Origin of the sequence: Bacillus sp. FJAT-29814 (assembly GCF_001510715.1) — a bacterium.
Lineage (GTDB): Bacteria > Bacillota > Bacilli > Bacillales > Cytobacillaceae > Neobacillus.
The window spans coordinates 48,988-66,410 of the sequence record NZ_LMTJ01000011.1 but is presented as its reverse complement, the minus strand read 5'-3'; the positions used below and the strand labels follow the sequence as shown (position 1 = coordinate 66,410).

Sequence of the window (17,423 nt, the reverse complement as noted above, 5' to 3'; positions counted from 1 at the left end):
TATAAAGAGTGAATTCCGTTATATCACTTTTCTAAATAAAAATGGAAGTTGCCTTTTCATCAATGAATATGAATTGTTACATCTGACTGGCAGGTTACGTTATGTTTTTCTCCACTTCACTCCATCGGAACCGAGGGCGTTTTTGCAGTGTTGCAGCTCTGACCCATTCGAGATTTAACTCTATCGTTAATACAACCTTTTAACAAATATGATGCAACATTTAATTAAGAGTACTTGGAATTAAATATTTTGTCTTTTTACATAATTTTTTTGTAAAAATTTGGGTTAGTTTGTTATAATATGTTAATATTGAAGGCTTGTACTATTGGGGGAAGAATAATGGGCCAGGTTAATATTTACAAGATTGCAGAAAATAAACGGGTTGACCTTGTACGAGAGCTTTCAGAAAAACTCGATGAAATAGGGACAATTCGGATTGAAAGGGAAATGACAGACAATAATCCGGATGAGTTAAATGAAGAAACATTGGATATTAGTGAAGGCGTAGGTCACAAAACGGGAGGATCTGAAATTGTTAAAGAAATTTTTAACTTAACTTTATACATATCTTCACCTCAAGAACAAAAAGAAATTAGTTGGAATTGGTTACTCAATGAATTTAATCAAGAAATAAAAACTACAATACCAAATCCAAAAGCAGTTTTATCAGTCCGGCATATGGATGACTTTTATTGTGTTACCTTTGGTTTTGCATATTTTTTAGTTGATAAATATTGCGATAGAAACTTTGCCTTTAATTTTGCGCGAAAATTAAAGTACAAAGAAGTTAAAACAACAGCGTTGACGACACCTAATTCCCAAAAGAACAAATCAATAAATACTTATGTTAACTACAATAACTTTGAATTTGATAGTGGTGAGTCATTTACTAAAATTAAAGCAAAAGTAGAACTTGCTGAAAACTTTTCAATATTTAAAGAAAGTATTGAGGTTGGTAATTCTATTAAATTTAACATTGGACAAAACTCCTCAGAAAATATTGTGAATTTAATAATGTTTATTGAAGATGTGATGTTAAATCGTCCGGATCAAGTTAAAATACCTGTTTTCAGTAAAGTAGTTGAGGATGATTTAATTGATAAACTTAATAAAAAACTTCAAGAGGCAATCAAGGAAGAAATCTATATAGTTAACTTTTCTGAAATTGACATAATTGGGACCAATGAAACATTCAATCATAATGATAGTACTTATAGAATTTCTTTTAAAAATAAACAAAAAATGATTGAATCGCTTACCCAAGAAGAACTTCAAAAATTTGCTGATGAAAACGAGTTTAATTTAAATGAAAATATCCTTGATATTAAGGTAGTCAGTTTCCAAAATGGAGATTCAGTAAGAACAGATAAAATAAAGGATTTAATTGATTATACTGATGATGAAGAAAGGTGTCTTTTATCGAAAGGCCAGTGGTTTAAATTTAATGATGATTATCTGAATTACTTGGCAGATTCAATTAATGAGATTGAGACCATTTACGACCCGGAGTATGATTTTGACAAAGATAAGCACAAAAAATTTATTGATAATAAATTTACTTTGGAAAAAGGTGAAGAAATATACCAGGGTTTAACGGAGAAAGAAATAAAGAAAAAACTGAAAAATAAATACTATAGTGAAAAGTACTACAATATAAATTTGCAGGAGAAGTTTGGTTTTACAAATTATGATCGTGATTTTACAAGAGTCGGTACCGCCACGGTAGAAGAAATGGACCTGTATAAGGATGGAACAATCTTTGCTGTAAAGATTGGAAATTCATCTGGAAAGCTGAGTTATGTAGTTGACCAATCCATACAGACATTAAAAATATATAGACACAAAATGTCTGATAATGAACTGGAAATCAAAGATATTGGGTTATGGATTATTCTTGACAGAAGAACTAAACTACCATTAATTGCGGGTAAGCCAGATATAAATCATCTAGATATGCTAATTTTAAAAAATAAAATTGATCAGTGGAAAAAAGAGGTAAGGCTTTTGGGTTATAGGCCAGTTATTCGGATTAATTATGTAAAATAGGCATATTTATTACCAATAAACTCACTAGCATACTGTGTTCTACATAAACCCAAATCTGGTAATAAATGATTAAGTTAGGCTTGGTTGTTAAGAACCTTTTAGTATTTTCCGGGGAAGTGTACAATAAGTAAAAAAATCAAATTAAATAGAATTTCAGAAGCCCATTTTTTTATTAATGGTCTTCTTTTATTTTCATTTAGAGTTTGTCTTAGGAAGGAATTAACAATTTACTGTCGAAAGACTATTTTATTATATTGGTGGGTCTTACACTGGCGATTAATAACTATTTCCCTAACTTCTTAGAATAATTAGTTCCGATATTTGGTTTATGCCTAGAGGGTACGAGGGGACAAGTACCTTGTCCTACCTTTTAAAGGAAAAGGTGTCATGAAGTTATCGAAACTGGGACAGAAAACCAGTCCTTCACAAAAATTCTGCAGGCAACTAAAAAAGCAACAGACTTCGGATATTAAAGTCGTCCTTGATGATACTTTGGTCGAAAAACTTGCACCAAGTATAGATAAGGATTTAGCTGTGCTTAAACGCAGAAGTGTCGCTTATTTGCATTTTCCATAAAATGTCTATTGATTTCCGTGTATAATATATCTAATGAAAAGACCGAGGAGATAGTTTAAATGTCTGAAGATAAAATGATATATAACTCAAATGAAATCGAAGTAATTGTTGTCTCTAACCCTATAGGCGGTGAGCTTTCTTTGGAAAAAGTAACTGATGATAAATTGGAAACAAAGAAAAAATACAAGGAGGTCTTTGTATCAGACTTGTCATTGATGACGGGTAACGTTTCACAGACGGCATTGCAAGTTGCTAATCAAGGATTGACTTTAGCTCAAATTGCAAAACAAGCACCTAATGGCTTGTTTACTGCAACTGCAAGTCCCGCCAACTTGTCTAAATTTGCAAATGGAACTACATCAACAATGGTGCGAGACGCGTCGGGACGTTTAGTCGAGCACGCTGGTTTTGCTGACGTTGGTTTAAGTGCTTCAGTGAATCCAGCAATTATTCTTTCAGCAGGAATGCAAGTGATGTCAGCTGTTTCAGGGACATATTATTTGCATAAAATTAATGCTCAAATTACAGATATGGATGCAAAATTAGAAGAACTTTTAAATATTCATCATGATACAAACATTGGGCGTTTGATTGCAGCAAGAAAGGGTTTGTCTGAAATTGCAAATAGAGAAATTGTTGATACTACTGATTTATCTGCTATTAGGAACTATAAAAAAACTGCAGATGAAATTCATGAAGAATATACGTATCGGTTGAAAAGACAAGAAAGGGAATTGAACTTGGAAATTGATTCAAAAGTTGAGGAAAAGAAACTTAGGGATATTAATTTCACAATGACCATTGCTTTTGAGGCTAATAAATTATCTATGTTTGCAGAACTAATTGAGATTGGAACGAGAATGAAGATTGGTGGTCAAATAGAAATTATTAATGGACTAACAAGGCAATTAAAACAAAATTATGCTAATAGTTTTTATCATAATATTGACATAGAAGTTGAGAAAATCTATTCAATGAGACAGCGGTGGAGTAGTAACGAATTGGTTGATAAAAAGAAAAAATTTGAAAAATCATTAGATAAATTAACTGATATTCATATTTTTAATGGTTGGGGCATTCTACCTGAAATTGTCATCAAGACAGGTATTGCTTTTAAATCTAAAAGCGATGTTAATAAAGCAAAAGAAAAAGTTTTGTTAGAAAACAAAAACTTGAGCACAGTAAAAAAAGGTATGAAACAAAACAAGGAGAGCGATGGAATTGATAATATTATTGATGAAGTCGTTGAACTACCATATAAAGAAACAGAAATTCTGTATATTCCTACCCAAAATAACAAACAACGAGTATTTGTGCCAATTGAAGATGAGTAGAAAAATGATTTATGAATACGCTGTTTAAGCCTTCAAGATTATCTTGTTGGCTTTTTTGTTAGGCTGCTTTCTCGTCAATCAATCTCAAATGTATCAATCACCAGCTGTGTATTCAAAATGACAGGTACTTCGGTAAAGCGTAATCCAAAATGTTTAAAGGGTAGGGAAGTTTGTCTTTTTCTTTTAAAGTAGTCATCTCAGATAAAGGACAGTGGGTACTTCAAAAAGGTAAACACTACTACACCAATATGTCTGCGATCACCATTCAAGCCATGTGGAGTGTGTGAACAACGCCAACAGATTATCTATTTAATTTTGATAACATTTTGCTAACGCAATCCCATAAAAAACGGTAAATCCCCGTTAAAGATGTTACAGTCAACAATATCCAAAACGTTGATTTACCGCAATTTTTGCACCTCTCGTTAACGATAATACACACTCAAAGCTTACGGGCGGCTTGATGTGATAACTGCTGAATCCCTTGGTATATAAGGGTTTTAAAGAAACTTACAAACAAAATGCTAACAAAATCTAAATTAAAGAGGCTTTTCATTAGTTAACTAAACTTTTGGGATGTCTCTTTTTTTCTTTTCTACAATTTAAGTTGTGGTAAAATTTGTATATGAGCTGAGTTTTAAAATTGGGAAGGGAAATATTATGCAAAAACTAAAAGGCAATGCAGATGCGGATAAACTTTTTAATCTACTTTTATCGAGAGTATGTGTGAATGTTAATAATTTTAGAAAAAAGTTTACAATTGCTGAAATTGGAGAAATTATTCCAAAGAAAGATTCTGGAATACAAAAATATGAATCTTACAACTATGCAATGACAAGTATGTTTAGTGGACAAAACGGTAGAGATTATTTTATTTTTAATAATTCTAAGTTAAAAGATAAGTTTACATATTTAGCTAATGATGCAACTCGAAATAATCGTGCATGGAAAAATCTTCACGGAAATGAAAAGGTATGGATTAATCCTTTCTATTTACAGGTTTTTTTTCCGTATTTAACTGTTGATTCTATACGCATCTTACCGATGTCTGACAGTGATCCTGAATACTGAGGAGGAGGATGAGGATGAGTAAATACGATATTTTGACAAAATACATACCTATAATCCAGGCGGATAGCATTGGTGAATGGGTTGTTGATAAAGAGAACGATGGGACACCGGAGTATCCAATTCATATGCCTTTTGTGAGTTATTCCGAAATGGTACATAAATTCATCAATGATGTTTACACCTTTGAAGAAAGTAATAAAGATATGGAACTTACCCGCTATGGAGATATTCTCAAGGATAACGGCCTTGAATGGGGTACAGAATCTATGAAGAATGCTGACGTTTCAAATTTGAATGCACAGTGTGTGCTTTCGCTTATTATGGGTGCTGTTAGAGCTGAGCGCTTTTGCGATGGTGCATTATTAGATTTCTTTAAGAATGGATGCATGTTGAAGTGGCTTGAAAGATTAAACAGCATTGAGTAAAGGGGGTTCGACTTTGGATATAAACAAAATGAAAGCTTTATCATATGATGGGCTGCGTTCTTTATACAGAGGATTCTTACATAGCCAGAACATTTCAAAACTAACAATAAATACTGCTTACACAGACACCTTCTACCTTTGGAGAAAAGGGAGCAAAGACCTGTTCTGGAATGCAGTGACTGCCACTGATTTCGAGAATGAGGCGAAGAACTTATTAATAAAGGCTCTTTCTGAGAACTCGACCGGTAATGTTAAAACACTTGTTAATAGTTACTTGTCTCATCTAAGAAGGTTCCGTTTATTCTTAGCTTCTGATGGAGCTGCCGAACCATCAACGCTCATGCAGGAAAATGCTGCTAATCGTACAAATACTCGTAAGAAGAAAATGGACGTTGATGTTCCTAATCCATCAATCGAGCAGGTTGAGATGTATCTTACAAAGTGGGACGGCCTTGAGAACTACCACCTGCAGGAGGATGCACTTAATAAACTGTTCTTTGAGCTATGCCCGAAGAATACTGACATTATCGATGTTCTTTTGAAGGCATCAACGCTTAACGACTTTTATAGTACGAATATTTTCTCAATCTATCCGGTGGCTAAGCGCATATGTGCTCTGGATATTGATTCAAGACTTAAAGCTGGTGATGTTACCCTAGTTCGAGATATCCAGTATGTAACTATCGGTGATGCAGAGAAGAATTTTTACTCTTTTGCCACAAAGTATTGTAGCCATCACAATCCACTTGATTATCCGATTTATGACAGCTACGTCGATGAGGTGCTTCGCTATTTTAGGAATCGTGATAGTTTCTCGGATTTCCAAGATGACGATTTGAAGGCCTATATTAAATTCAAAGGTATACTGATTGATTTCCGTGCCTTTTATGGCTTGGATAAATATAACCTGAAGCAAATTGACCAGTATGTTTGGCTACTTGGGAAGGATTACTTCCCAAAGAACTACGGAAAGAAAAAAAGAGGAGATAAATAGTTATGAAGATTCATTATTTCCAGAGATACCATGAGAAAGAAAATGTTTCTACAGCAAATACGATGTTGCTATTGTCTCGGCTTTATTCATATTCTTCAGATAAGTTCTTTCGCTTTTTGAAATCCGAGTTCTTTTCTGACTCCTTTGAACCAGAGATAGTTTTTAATTTACAGGAAAAAAGTGTCGAAAGTATTCCGGATGCTACTATCACACAGGAGAGCTTCAAAATTGTTGTTGAGACGAAAATGTCTGACTGGTTTTATACAGATCAGTTGCTGCGCCATTTGAAGTCTTTCAGTGATGAAAAATATAAAGTTATGATAACTTTAGCACCTGAGTTGATGAAATCAGAAAAGAAAATAGAGTTCGAAGAGCATTTGAAGGCATATAACGCCACACAGACATATCCGGTAATGCACGTTAATACTACCTTCGAAGAGATCATTGATGCGATACGAGATGTTATTGATGACAGAGATTATGAAATGCAAGAGGTTCTGGACGATTACCTGAATTACTGCTATAACGACAAGTTAATTATTGTTTCAGATTCGTGGAAGCGTATGAGAGTCCAACTGGCAGGTACCACATTTAATTTTAATGTTAGTGAAAATCTTTACTATGACAATATTGAACGTGGATTTAGTGCACATGACTATCTTGGGCTGTATAAAGAAAAAAGTGTGAGGGCTGTTGGAAAAATCTCTGCAATCATTACAGCAGTTACTACGGAAGATGGCATTGAGTATAAAGCTGAACTTGGAGAACTTTCAGACGATAGGAAGCAGCAAATCTGCAAGGCCATTGAAGATGGGAGAAATTATGGATATGTGCTGTCTGCAAATAGATATTTCTTTGTTGATAAATTCTATGAAACAGACTTTAAGAAGATAACACCTAGAGCACCAATGGGTACACGAGTTTTTGATTTGTCCCAGATTCTTGAGACCGAGCAGTTACCTGAAACACCGGAAATTGCTGAACTTCTTAAGTCTAAGACATGGGGTTAAATACGGGAGGAATGAATATGTATTTGGGGTCATTGGAAGAACGCCGAGCTAGAAGCAATGAAATAAAACTTGTAACGGCTGCTTTGTATGAAGCAAAAGTTAAGGATGAAGAAATCCTGCGGGTATTGATGAAGGTATGTGATGCAGATAGAGAGGAAGCAACTAATGCGTTTCGTCATGAAAAGTTCATGTTGTACCCATGTAGAGAATTGTATAAATACATGATTCTAGAAAAAGGTTTCGAAGAACATGATGCTGATGTTTTTATACACAACAAAGCTAAACGTGCATTAGCTGACAACAGGGAGCTAAGCAAATTATCACCAGCTAAATTGTTTGACGCTATTAATAAGAGTATTTGATTACTTTGTTTAAGGTGGTGATGATGTGAAGTATAAATTTAAAAAGTGTGCTCTATGTGGTGCAGAGACTAACTTGGAGTTGAGCCACATCGTTCCAAAAATGGTTATGCGGACGCTTAAAAAAACCGCCGCAGGTAACATCAGGAATTCTGAAAATCCGAATATCCCTGCCCAGGATAGCGAAAAGCATTATATGCTCTGCGGGAGCTGCGAGGATTTATTCAGTGAAAAAGAGACGTACTTTGCAAACACTCTCTTTCATCCATATATAAAAAAGGAAAAGACGAAATTTGATTATGACAGCAAGCTTTTTTATTTCCTCACATCCTTGAGCTGGAGAAGCCTTTACTTAGATCTGATCGACTTCGTAGAAAACCATGTGGTCGGCATTGATGCCTTGGAACACTTAATATCTTGTGAAAAGATTATGAAAGACTACTTACTTAACAGCCGAAACGATATCGAAGCCATCGAGCATCACATATTTTTCTTTGATGAGATAAGGGAAATCACAGGTAATACTGAGATGGCTGAGTTAAGACCACATGGAACATTCCACAGGGGCATAATCAGCTATACCTTTTGCTTCGAGGATGATGGCACATATGGAACTATCACGAATATGATGGGTATCGTACTCATTACCCTCTATAAAAAAGGCAACCGGGAAAAATGGGAAAGAACACAAATTCTAAACGGTATTGGCAGTATAGAAGCAAAAGACCAGCTAATAACCAGTGTAGTCGGAAACGAATTCATGAACATCCTAAAAACAACTCAGTCTGCCTCGAATTCCATAAGTGAAAAACAAATGGGAAAAATCGTTGAGAACCTAAAAAATAAGGCAGACAAAATCAAAGACTATCCGGTATTCCAAGATTGGCTGAGCGACCGTGAATTGCATAACAAATAAGGTTTAACGTTGATATGTTCCCGTCTACCGATAACTAACAAAACGCAGTGGATTTGTTTCCGAGAACGGACAAACTCAAATGACATTCTTTCTGTCCTCTCGAGCCATGTGGAGTGTGTGGACATTGGTGATGATTTCTGTTTTTAATTGCTAACATTTTGCTAACGCCATCCCATAAAAAACGGTAAATCACCGTTAAAGATGTACAGTAAGTAATATCTAAAACGCTGATTTACCGCGTTTCTTGCACATGTCGTTAACGATATTACACTCTCAAAGCTTACGGGCGGCATGATGTAATAGCCCCCTCAAACCCTTGGTATGACTGGATTTTTAAGTAAGATGAGAGTGGTTTGCTAACATAGAGGAAATTAACGGAGGCTTCTCATGAGTTCAGCGAACTTTTGAGAGGCTTCTTTTTTCATCTCTTGCGTGACGTGGAGGTACACATTTTTGGTAATTTGATCATCGGTATGACCAAGGCGGTCCATGATTTGTTCAGGTGAGACACCTGCCTCGGCAAGAAGTGACGTGTGAGTGTGTCTTAAACTATGCGGTGTTAAAGCTTCGTTTAGACCGGCTATTCTAAGTAGCCTTTTCATTCGACCTCGTACGTTTTTAATCACAATAGGATAACCAAAATGCCGTTCCATTTTGGCAAAGATAAAATCTTTGTTATGGTAAGCATCTCCTAATTGCTCGATGACTTCATCTGTACTTGAAGGGAAGAACGGGAGGCAATATCGGGTCAAATCAAGAATCGGGAAGAGTACCGCTGGTACGCCAATCCTCGTTCTTTTTTTATTGATCAAACGTTTGATTAACAACAGAAAAAGTCAATCAAACGTTTGTGTAAATAAGGATAAAGCACGATACATCAACGATTATAAGCGGAAGAGAATAGCGGGGGAAGGCATATAGGCGAATATGATGGGCGGGAACTATTACTTCGACAAATATTTCCTTCTCCCTTCCTCTAAAGTGTAGCAATTGTAATATAATGGTTATAAAGTATCGAATTTTTTAAAATGTCATAGAAATAGGCTGAAAGGTTATGGAGTCAAAAGTGAGAATTTGGGTAAGTGAAAAAGGTATTAATGGTGAAAGAGAGTTTCGTAGATATCCTATTGAGGGCTTAAAGACTGCAAGAGTAGCCTTGCATATTTGATTTCAGAGCTGGAGCGGGTAAAAGAGTTATATCCCAATATGTTCGGATTAGAGGTATGGGATGAAGAGAAGGAAAATTGGTTTAAATGGGAGGATGAAGTCGGGAAAGAAATTAGAGATTATATTTTATAGAAAACGGTGATGTTGAATGAAGCAACTTTTGAAAGACCAGGTTTTTTTCAAATTAGATGAATTAATGACTCGAAAAGTAATTAAAGCTCAAATTAGCAGATTCGATAACTCTCCCTATTGGTATAAAGTATCTTACAAACCGTTTATTGGAAAATTCGATGAAACAAGGGGAAATTCAAGTATTGATGCTTGGGCTGAACGAGTAGCATGCATATATTCATGGCTTCCCAAAATCCCTCTAAAATCCTTTAAGTTAGAACAAAATTTTTTACAAGAAACACTTAATATATTGACCGAATTAGAATCTATTTATTACGATGCAGAATTAGAAACAATCGGTACTACATCATACCATGGGTATAAATATCATGGGGAAACTATTTTCCCATCATATAAAGGATATTATGACACTTCAATTAGGGAATTTTTACAGCCTTCAGGTTTTTTATTACATCAAGAACCAAATTTGGACACCCAGCTTTCATCCACCACTAAACTTCTTCATTTTATGTGTCCAAATTTATTCCCAATTTTTGATACTAAAGTATGCAAACAACTATTTAATACAACACGAAAGACATTTGAAAGATATCATGCTTATGTGTTCGGGCTTCAGAAGTTTCTTCAAGAGGGAGAATCGGCTCCATACATAAATACTATTGCAAATCAAATGGACTTATCGCCTTTATATATCATTGACTTTGTTATTTTTAATATGAATGATCAATGAATCTATTAATATAGTAACAAAGCAAAATTAATAGGACAGGGTTAAACAAGGAAACCAAAACAATTAAATAAAAAAAATTAGGTGATGTCATGAGCATAGTGGAATTTATTAAAAAATATTGCAGTTACAGCTACAGAGGCTATGTACAGGAAATTTTTGAAATGAAAGAAGGATTAGAAGACGGTATTCCTATTCCAGAAGGTTTCGAACTACTTACAGACATTTGCAGATTTCCCAATTATGCGATATTTGTTAATAAGGAAGAAGAGGCAATACTTCTTTGTGAAGATTATAAATATAGCCTTTCTATCTACGATAATTCAGTCGTATGGGAGGAAACTATTAAAGAAATGAGAGAATACTTTAATGGTCGATATGTAATCCAATGGTTTAGCCTTGTTACTATTGATGCTGTTGATGATTTGGATTTATTTTATGAAGGAGGAAACTTTTTGGGTGGTAGTAAAGGGTTTTATTATACTAATCGATTTGGAAATGTGTTTGCAGAATATGAATATTCATTAGAAGATATAAGAAAAATAAATCGGGACCTTCAAATAGATAAAACACCATGGTATTTAATTGTTGAAGCAGGATCAGAAAATGATGTTGAAGATTGGATTGAACAAATCCAGAATCCACTTTTTTCGTCTGGTGATATAGAAAAAGTGCGTTCCTATTTGTATGCAAACCGAAAAAAAGAATAAAAGAAAAATAATAAGACTCTCCCTAACCAGTGAGAATAAAAATATTCCAAAAAATGTGCGAGAAATGTCCGAAAAAACAGGTTCTTTTCTTGCGAAAGTGTGACACTCTTCTTAATTTTGTTCAAATATTTATATATAGGAAGATAAATTAACCAATAATATTCAGGTGATTATATGGAAAATAAAATGACTGTACATTGGTATGAAATTTCAGATATTGTTGAAGAAATGTTGTGGGGAATTGGGTGGTCAAATGATACTAAGTTGCTATGGGCTGAAAAAGCGTGGAAGGGTATAGTAAAGCAAGATCTCGCAAATTATTGTAATGATCTTGATAGGCATATGGTTTATATTCGTTTGTTTACAATTGTAGTTATATTAGGTGAATTCCATTCTAAAACAATGGAACAAGCATTTTATCCAAACTTTAATGATTGGATGGAAGAGTTTGAACTTAGTCCGATTCGTATTGGACAGTTGGTGGGAGACAAGTTTGGTTTAGAGGAATACGACAATTGCAATTTAATAGAATCTGCTTTTTCTGTATTAGTAGAACGAGCAAAGAATGAAGTATTAAAATCACTTTGCAAAGAATTTGCAGGTATTAACTCATTATTTGTGGGTCTTTGGCTGACATATGAGAATTTTAAAGAAGACATTAATGATGAAGATGATGAATTTGAAGAGGAAGGTGGTAATAAAGAAAACAATTTGAATTTGATAACGTATGAGAAATTAATAAATGAAAATATAGAAGATGTTTTAAATTACGATACATCATTTACTAAGTTAGAAGCATATTCATGGTTACTTGAATTGAAATAGGGAATCAATTATGGGACTATGCAAGATTTGAAAAAAGGGTGATTTAGTGTCTATTTACAAAAATATTTTTCACTATTATCGTGGGCAAACGAAAAAAGGATTAGAGGAACTAAAACAACTTCAGCTTGAAAATAACACCACCAAGGCATTCCTAAATGTATTACAAAGTTCATCTCCCACCTTAACAAAAAAATTCATCTCCCACCTTAACAAAAAAATTCATCTCCTGGTTAGGTTTAGTCGGAAATGAAAATGATGCATTTGAATATATGTATCAAGTATCCACTGAACTTCATAGAAAGACAACACAGGCGGTTGTAGTTGGCATCGCAGAAACAAAAAGGCTAATAAATAATGAGCAAATGAAAAAGTATTATATCCCTGATGGAGCAATTATTTCCGAATCGGTCTCAATATTAATAGAAGCCAAGATAGGAGCAAAATCATATTTAGAAATAAATCAACTTGAAGGGCATAAAAGGAGATTTGCGATTAATCAAATAGTGAATCCAAATATCTTAATAACATGGGAAGGGGTAAGATCCTTCTTTAAGGAACAACTCCAATTTTTTAAGGAAACCAATGATGTATTAACATGCTTTCTATTAGAACAGTTTGAAGAGTTTTGTGTTATCAATTGTATAGGCGGAGAGAAGACCAATGAATATTTCTTTTTGCAGTTTGAGAGAGTAAAAGCTCAACAAATGGCAAGAAAAATTCATAATTATATATGGAATGAAGCTGGGTACAGTGATATAGAGGATGCAGAAACAAGAGATGGTATTGGTTACAAACGTCATGGGAAGCCTAAATTTTCTACTTTATCAATTCAAAGGCAAAGACACTTTATACTCCATATCGGAAAGAAAGAAGAAAGATTAGGACTAAGATATCAAGAGGAAATAGATAAAGTGATTGGTAGAGGTTTTGATAGACAAGATTATGAAAATAATAAATATTCTCATGAGGCCTACATAAGATTGGAATGGGTAGATGATTTTGAACAAATACGCCCATATATAGATATTGCATATAGATTAAGGTGAAATCCGAGGAGAGGACTATGAATAAACCAAATAAGTTTTTAAAACTTCTTTTGCCAAAAGGCAATAATACTTTGGAAAAGGAATCTTTTGAGTTCTATAAAGGAAGAGTAGGTTCATTGGCTTCTAATATACCTGACTGTGTGCTTGAAAATTGGATATACAGACACTATACATGCGTAGTTTCGGATTATTCCTTCCTGAATTTTAACAAGATGCAATTTACCAATGAAAAGTGGGCTAAAGAGGATATATACCATCTAATAAAGTCCTTTGATGATAGTTGGATCAATAATTTGGATATCAGCTTTACAAACGTAACAATAAGAGCTGGTTGCAAGATTATATGCTTAAACTTATGACCTGGCCAGTTCCTATCATAGTCCTTGAAAACAAGGAAACGTTTTATTTGAATGAAAGAAATATGAAATTGGGCATTCCATTTCACTTATTAGAAGGTCATTTAAGATTGAATTATTTTAGAGAGATATACCGTACTGAAAAAGAATCTCTTAAAGACACACATTTAATTTGGAAAGTAAACATTAAAGGTTAATTAATCAGTAGCGATAAATAAGGAGAGAAAAAAGTTGAAATTAGATTTTCTTGAATTAGCTATATTAGATGACTTCAAGCAAGCAATTAATGATCACAGTGATTTCTTGATAAAAAGATACAGTAATTTTGACGGAAAGAATAAAATCAATGTCATTTTCTCTGCAAAAGACTGGCTCCACATTGTCGTGAACGGAATGCCGAATGTGAACATTCACCATGATAATGATGATATTCAATCGATAAACGTGATGCAATTCATCTCTTTAATAGATTTGCTTTCAGAAGCTATTCAACAGATTTACAGAGTTCTTTATAACAAAAAGAACTATTTTCTTGTCAAAGATAAAAGTATCTTCCAAAAGGGAATTTCAGATGATCAATATTTTTCCCATCTGCGAGCATCATTTGCGGCCCACCCTGTAAATCTGACCAGTTTTGACGGAAGTGAATCCGAATCCAAATATTATGCTTCATGGTCATCTAAGCATGGGAAAGGTGATTTTAGTGTTTACCTATACAGCAATAAACCAGGAGAACCCAATAGGGAATTGTCAATCTCTTTCGATCTACTTATCAAATATGCTAAAAAACGTTACTTACTACTTGAAGAATATGTAAAAGAAATTAAAAGACAGGAAAAAGATCATAACAATAATTGGAGCAAGATATCTATAAAAAATGAAAACGATCCACTAACACATTTATTAATTTTGAAAGAGGAAAACCAAAAAAGATTCGGAAATTACGGCTATAAAGAGGTTATTGAGGAACTAATTGAATTGTTCGAAGCACCAATGAAATTTCCATCGGACAATGAACTTTACATTAACTTTTTGAATAAATTAAAACCCGCTATTCAAGAAATCCATCAAAATCTACAAAATATGAATAATATAGACCTTAGCATATATCCTTATCCAAGGACTTATACTGTTAAGAAATTACGAGATTTTAGATATGATTTTGAAAAATTCGGTGAACATTTTACAAATCCTTATAAACAAAACAAGGATAACCTTGTATCGTACCACTTAAATAGGCTAATAAAGGAAGGAATCCTTCCTGAATATGCATCACTCGATATGGATAAACGTGATTTAAGGCTCCTTTATTATTCTTGGCTTGAAAAACATGGTGCAAGCATCGTTACACCTGTTTATGATTATGATTTTACTAATAGGAAAGTTGAAATTACTTTTATTGATGATTTAGATGAATAAAGTAATTGGGATTATGAAAAAGTTTCTCCCGACATACACACAAGACATTCACCTACATTGGGAAGTATTACATGTTTGGGATTAGATTGGTAGATGGAAAAACAAAAATGAAAATCAAATAGGGAAATGACGGTTTTGATTTTTTTATGGAAAAGAGAGGATAAATATGAGTTGGGAAGAAATGTACAGTAGAGATTATCCATGTAGCTGTGGTAAAGGTACATATACGGAAGTGGTTGAGATGGATGTCTGGAATAGGCGAAGAGAACATCGAACAATAAACTGTTCTGAATGTGCTGAGAAGGAAAAGTTAGCCAAAATTAAAGAGGCTGAAGAAAGAGAGAGATTAAAAAAATTGGATGAAGAAATAAAAAACTATTTTGAAGAACGGTACATGGAGGAATGGCTTACTTACTTTGCCTCTGCCAAAAATAAAAAAGAAATTTGGGCATTAGCAAAGGAAATAAGAGTTGAAAGAGATAGTCTATCTTCGTTTTATAATCGGAATAAATCTATAAATATGGAGGAATACGTTAGAAAGTTAGCAGTAACCAATAATATGCAAAAGATCATGGAAGTTTTAAATATTGAAGATATGCAACTAACATCCAAGATTGATGAAGCTCTAAAGTTAAAAAAAGCAGAATATGCAAAAGCAGTAGCCGCATGGCATAGGAACCATTGAAAAAGGTTTCCTATAAACCAGATAGAATTGTTTAACTATCTGTTGTACTTTCAAGCCTTAGATAAAACCTTAATCCTTAACCCTACTATGTAACTGAATTTTCCTCATTTTCCCCCTCATAATAAACATTTTCATTCTCCCCTCTCAGTGAGAATAAAAATGTACAGCCCTTACGGGCTGACGCATCAATATTTGGGAAAAAGCGTGATAGAGGCCTCAAATTGGAAGGCCCGAATGGTGTTTTTTACGTTATCGGAGTAGGAATTGAGGTATTTCTTGAAGTTTTCTTTAAAGTGTTCGTGGTCTTGTTCGGGCTTCTCGAAGGTAAATGGGGAATCATTGACGACCTTTAATCCAAACAGTTCTTTTAAAGTTTCCTTCGCATTTGGATTTTCTTTTAAATCCTCTGCTCCCTCCAAGATTTCCTTTTTATCATCTGCCAACACACTGTCAAAACGCTTTAACAGCACCATCGGCAAAATGATTTTATCGTATTCTTCTGGTTTAAATACGCCACGCAGAATGTCTGCTACCTTCATAATTAAAGTGGCTTTGTTTTGGAATGTTACCATTGGTTTCGCTCCTTTTCTCGCATCAAACTGATTCAATTTGATTTTTTTCGAATCAGAAAAATTCAAATTGATTTATCTATAGTCAATTTTAACGAATATGCAAGCAGGTGGCGATACTTCAACGGTTCGACCACGTTCGAGTCCAAAAAAACAATAAAAAAAGCAACAAAAATGGAGAATCCTCCAATTCTGTTGCCTGTATAACACTATTCGAATGTCATTCTTCCTACCATCAGAAAGGTTGTTTTGCATCATCCTTAATAACTAATCCAAAACAAATCGTGGTGCTTGTTCTTATACCATGATTGGCGATATACAGATTGTAACCCTCTTTGTCTTGTCGCTCACGCAGTTCCTTTATGACAGATGTATTTTCAATGATGAATTCCAAGGTAGCATCTTCCGTCAATTCATTTAAGATGCCATGCGGGACATAGTGTTTGGGCTTTAATTTTAACTTGTTCAATAATTCTCGTTTTTGTTCATCTGTCATTTTGATTTCACTGTAATTGGCAGGTCTTCTTTCACTTATCGTTTTGAGCCAATAATTTTGGTAGAACCACTTTTTGATGGTTTTCTTTTTTCGTTCGAACAGCTCCAACACCTTTACTTCGTTACGCAAATAGTCCTCGGTGATTTCAATTTTATGTTCCAACCTTTTCACTTTTTGCTGATGAATAACCTCATTCTGTTTTTGCTCTTCGGCGTATTTAGCTTCCAATTCTTGCAAATGTCTTTCCAGTCTTTTATCTTTCATCCTTTGATCTACTACCTTCGATGCTTCCCTATAAAATATTTTTGTGAAAGCCCGCCCAAAATTCATTACACAGCCCTCCTTTTGAATGTTTATCCCATGATTACTTCACTTTCAGTAAAAATATTCCAGTTATATAAGCTATTATAACAGCATTTTTCCTCTAATGGAGTGAAATCTGGAAACACGAATGAACTTAATCTTGTGGCTCCTTAACTTCCTTGTTTCGAAAATCTCTAAAAGGAACAACAAGTCCTCAAAACAAAAAGACTCCGCCCTACCCGTTGCCAGAGTGTATT

The 17,423-nt window shown here is 34.1% G+C and carries 20 protein-coding genes; 17 read left to right on the top strand and 3 right to left on the bottom strand.

Features of this window, described 5'->3' with window-relative positions; translation table 11 throughout:
- Positions 1-339 precede the first annotated feature (339 nt).
- The 9 genes from AR334_RS25105 (at position 340) to AR334_RS25065 (ending at position 8,731) form a co-directional block, all read left to right on the top strand.
- Entirely contained in the window at positions 340-2,046 is a 1,707-nt protein-coding gene (locus AR334_RS25105; protein WP_066320513.1) for a DUF6119 family protein, read from the top strand.
- A 387-nt stretch (positions 2,047-2,433) separates the two neighbouring features.
- Positions 2,434-2,622, top strand: a complete 189-nt coding sequence (locus AR334_RS25100; RefSeq protein ID WP_066320509.1) for a hypothetical protein — start codon at positions 2,434-2,436, stop codon at positions 2,620-2,622.
- 59 nt (positions 2,623-2,681) lie between these two features.
- Complete coding sequence (locus AR334_RS25095; protein ID WP_066320507.1) at positions 2,682-3,956, top strand: hypothetical protein; 1,275 nt, start codon at positions 2,682-2,684, stop codon at positions 3,954-3,956.
- Between the two features lie 660 nt (positions 3,957-4,616).
- Complete coding sequence (locus AR334_RS25090; RefSeq protein WP_066320505.1) at positions 4,617-5,027, top strand: hypothetical protein; 411 nt, start codon at positions 4,617-4,619, stop codon at positions 5,025-5,027.
- A gap of 14 nt (positions 5,028-5,041) precedes the next feature.
- Positions 5,042-5,452, top strand: a complete 411-nt coding sequence (locus AR334_RS25085) for a DUF6508 domain-containing protein (RefSeq protein ID WP_066320503.1) — start codon at positions 5,042-5,044, stop codon at positions 5,450-5,452.
- Between the two features lie 13 nt (positions 5,453-5,465).
- Positions 5,466-6,446: a PD-(D/E)XK nuclease family protein gene (locus AR334_RS25080; RefSeq protein ID WP_082693110.1), complete on the top strand. Its 981-nt coding sequence runs from the start codon at positions 5,466-5,468 to the stop codon at positions 6,444-6,446.
- A 2-nt stretch (positions 6,447-6,448) separates the two neighbouring features.
- Positions 6,449-7,456 (top strand): hypothetical protein, encoded by a 1,008-nt coding sequence (locus tag AR334_RS25075; RefSeq protein WP_066320501.1) that lies wholly within the window; start codon positions 6,449-6,451, stop codon positions 7,454-7,456.
- 17 nt (positions 7,457-7,473) lie between these two features.
- Positions 7,474-7,818, top strand: a complete 345-nt coding sequence (locus tag AR334_RS25070) for a hypothetical protein (RefSeq protein ID WP_066320498.1) — start codon at positions 7,474-7,476, stop codon at positions 7,816-7,818.
- 25 nt (positions 7,819-7,843) lie between these two features.
- Positions 7,844-8,731: a hypothetical protein gene (locus AR334_RS25065; RefSeq protein WP_066320495.1), complete on the top strand. Its 888-nt coding sequence runs from the start codon at positions 7,844-7,846 to the stop codon at positions 8,729-8,731.
- Positions 8,732-9,102: 371 nt separating this feature from the next.
- On the opposite strand, the gene AR334_RS29180 is transcribed toward AR334_RS25065, so the two are convergent.
- The gene (locus tag AR334_RS29180; RefSeq protein WP_253701364.1) at positions 9,103-9,558 is read right to left on the bottom strand and encodes a tyrosine-type recombinase/integrase; all 456 of its coding nucleotides are present in this window, start codon (positions 9,556-9,558) and stop codon (positions 9,103-9,105) included.
- A 337-nt stretch (positions 9,559-9,895) separates the two neighbouring features.
- On the opposite strand from AR334_RS29180, the gene AR334_RS30695 reads away from it, so the two are divergent.
- From AR334_RS30695 to AR334_RS25015, 8 genes are all read left to right on the top strand, one after another.
- Complete coding sequence (locus AR334_RS30695; RefSeq protein ID WP_301337182.1) at positions 9,896-10,030, top strand: hypothetical protein; 135 nt, start codon at positions 9,896-9,898, stop codon at positions 10,028-10,030.
- 16 nt (positions 10,031-10,046) lie between these two features.
- On the top strand, positions 10,047-10,760 hold the full coding sequence (locus AR334_RS25055) for a hypothetical protein (RefSeq protein ID WP_066320492.1): 714 nt from the start codon (positions 10,047-10,049) through the stop codon (positions 10,758-10,760).
- A gap of 89 nt (positions 10,761-10,849) precedes the next feature.
- On the top strand, positions 10,850-11,467 hold the full coding sequence (locus tag AR334_RS25050; protein ID WP_066320491.1) for a hypothetical protein: 618 nt from the start codon (positions 10,850-10,852) through the stop codon (positions 11,465-11,467).
- A gap of 174 nt (positions 11,468-11,641) precedes the next feature.
- Positions 11,642-12,292 (top strand): hypothetical protein, encoded by a 651-nt coding sequence (locus AR334_RS25045; protein ID WP_066320488.1) that lies wholly within the window; start codon positions 11,642-11,644, stop codon positions 12,290-12,292.
- A gap of 269 nt (positions 12,293-12,561) precedes the next feature.
- Positions 12,562-13,338, top strand: a complete 777-nt coding sequence (locus AR334_RS25035) for a hypothetical protein (protein ID WP_066320483.1) — start codon at positions 12,562-12,564, stop codon at positions 13,336-13,338.
- Positions 13,339-13,355: 17 nt separating this feature from the next.
- Positions 13,356-13,697, top strand: a complete 342-nt coding sequence (locus AR334_RS25030) for a hypothetical protein (RefSeq protein ID WP_066320482.1) — start codon at positions 13,356-13,358, stop codon at positions 13,695-13,697.
- A gap of 228 nt (positions 13,698-13,925) precedes the next feature.
- Positions 13,926-15,113, top strand: coding sequence for a hypothetical protein (locus AR334_RS25020; protein ID WP_066320477.1), 1,188 nt, complete (start codon positions 13,926-13,928; stop codon positions 15,111-15,113).
- A 166-nt stretch (positions 15,114-15,279) separates the two neighbouring features.
- Positions 15,280-15,798, top strand: coding sequence for a hypothetical protein (locus tag AR334_RS25015; protein WP_066320474.1), 519 nt, complete (start codon positions 15,280-15,282; stop codon positions 15,796-15,798).
- Positions 15,799-15,983: 185 nt separating this feature from the next.
- Here AR334_RS25015 and AR334_RS25010 read toward each other — a convergent pair whose 3' ends face one another.
- Positions 15,984-16,370, bottom strand: a complete 387-nt coding sequence (locus tag AR334_RS25010) for a type I restriction-modification system subunit M N-terminal domain-containing protein (protein WP_066320469.1) — start codon at positions 16,368-16,370, stop codon at positions 15,984-15,986.
- 232 nt (positions 16,371-16,602) lie between these two features.
- Positions 16,603-17,193 (bottom strand): hypothetical protein, encoded by a 591-nt coding sequence (locus AR334_RS25000; RefSeq protein WP_066320464.1) that lies wholly within the window; start codon positions 17,191-17,193, stop codon positions 16,603-16,605.
- Positions 17,194-17,423 lie beyond the last annotated feature (230 nt).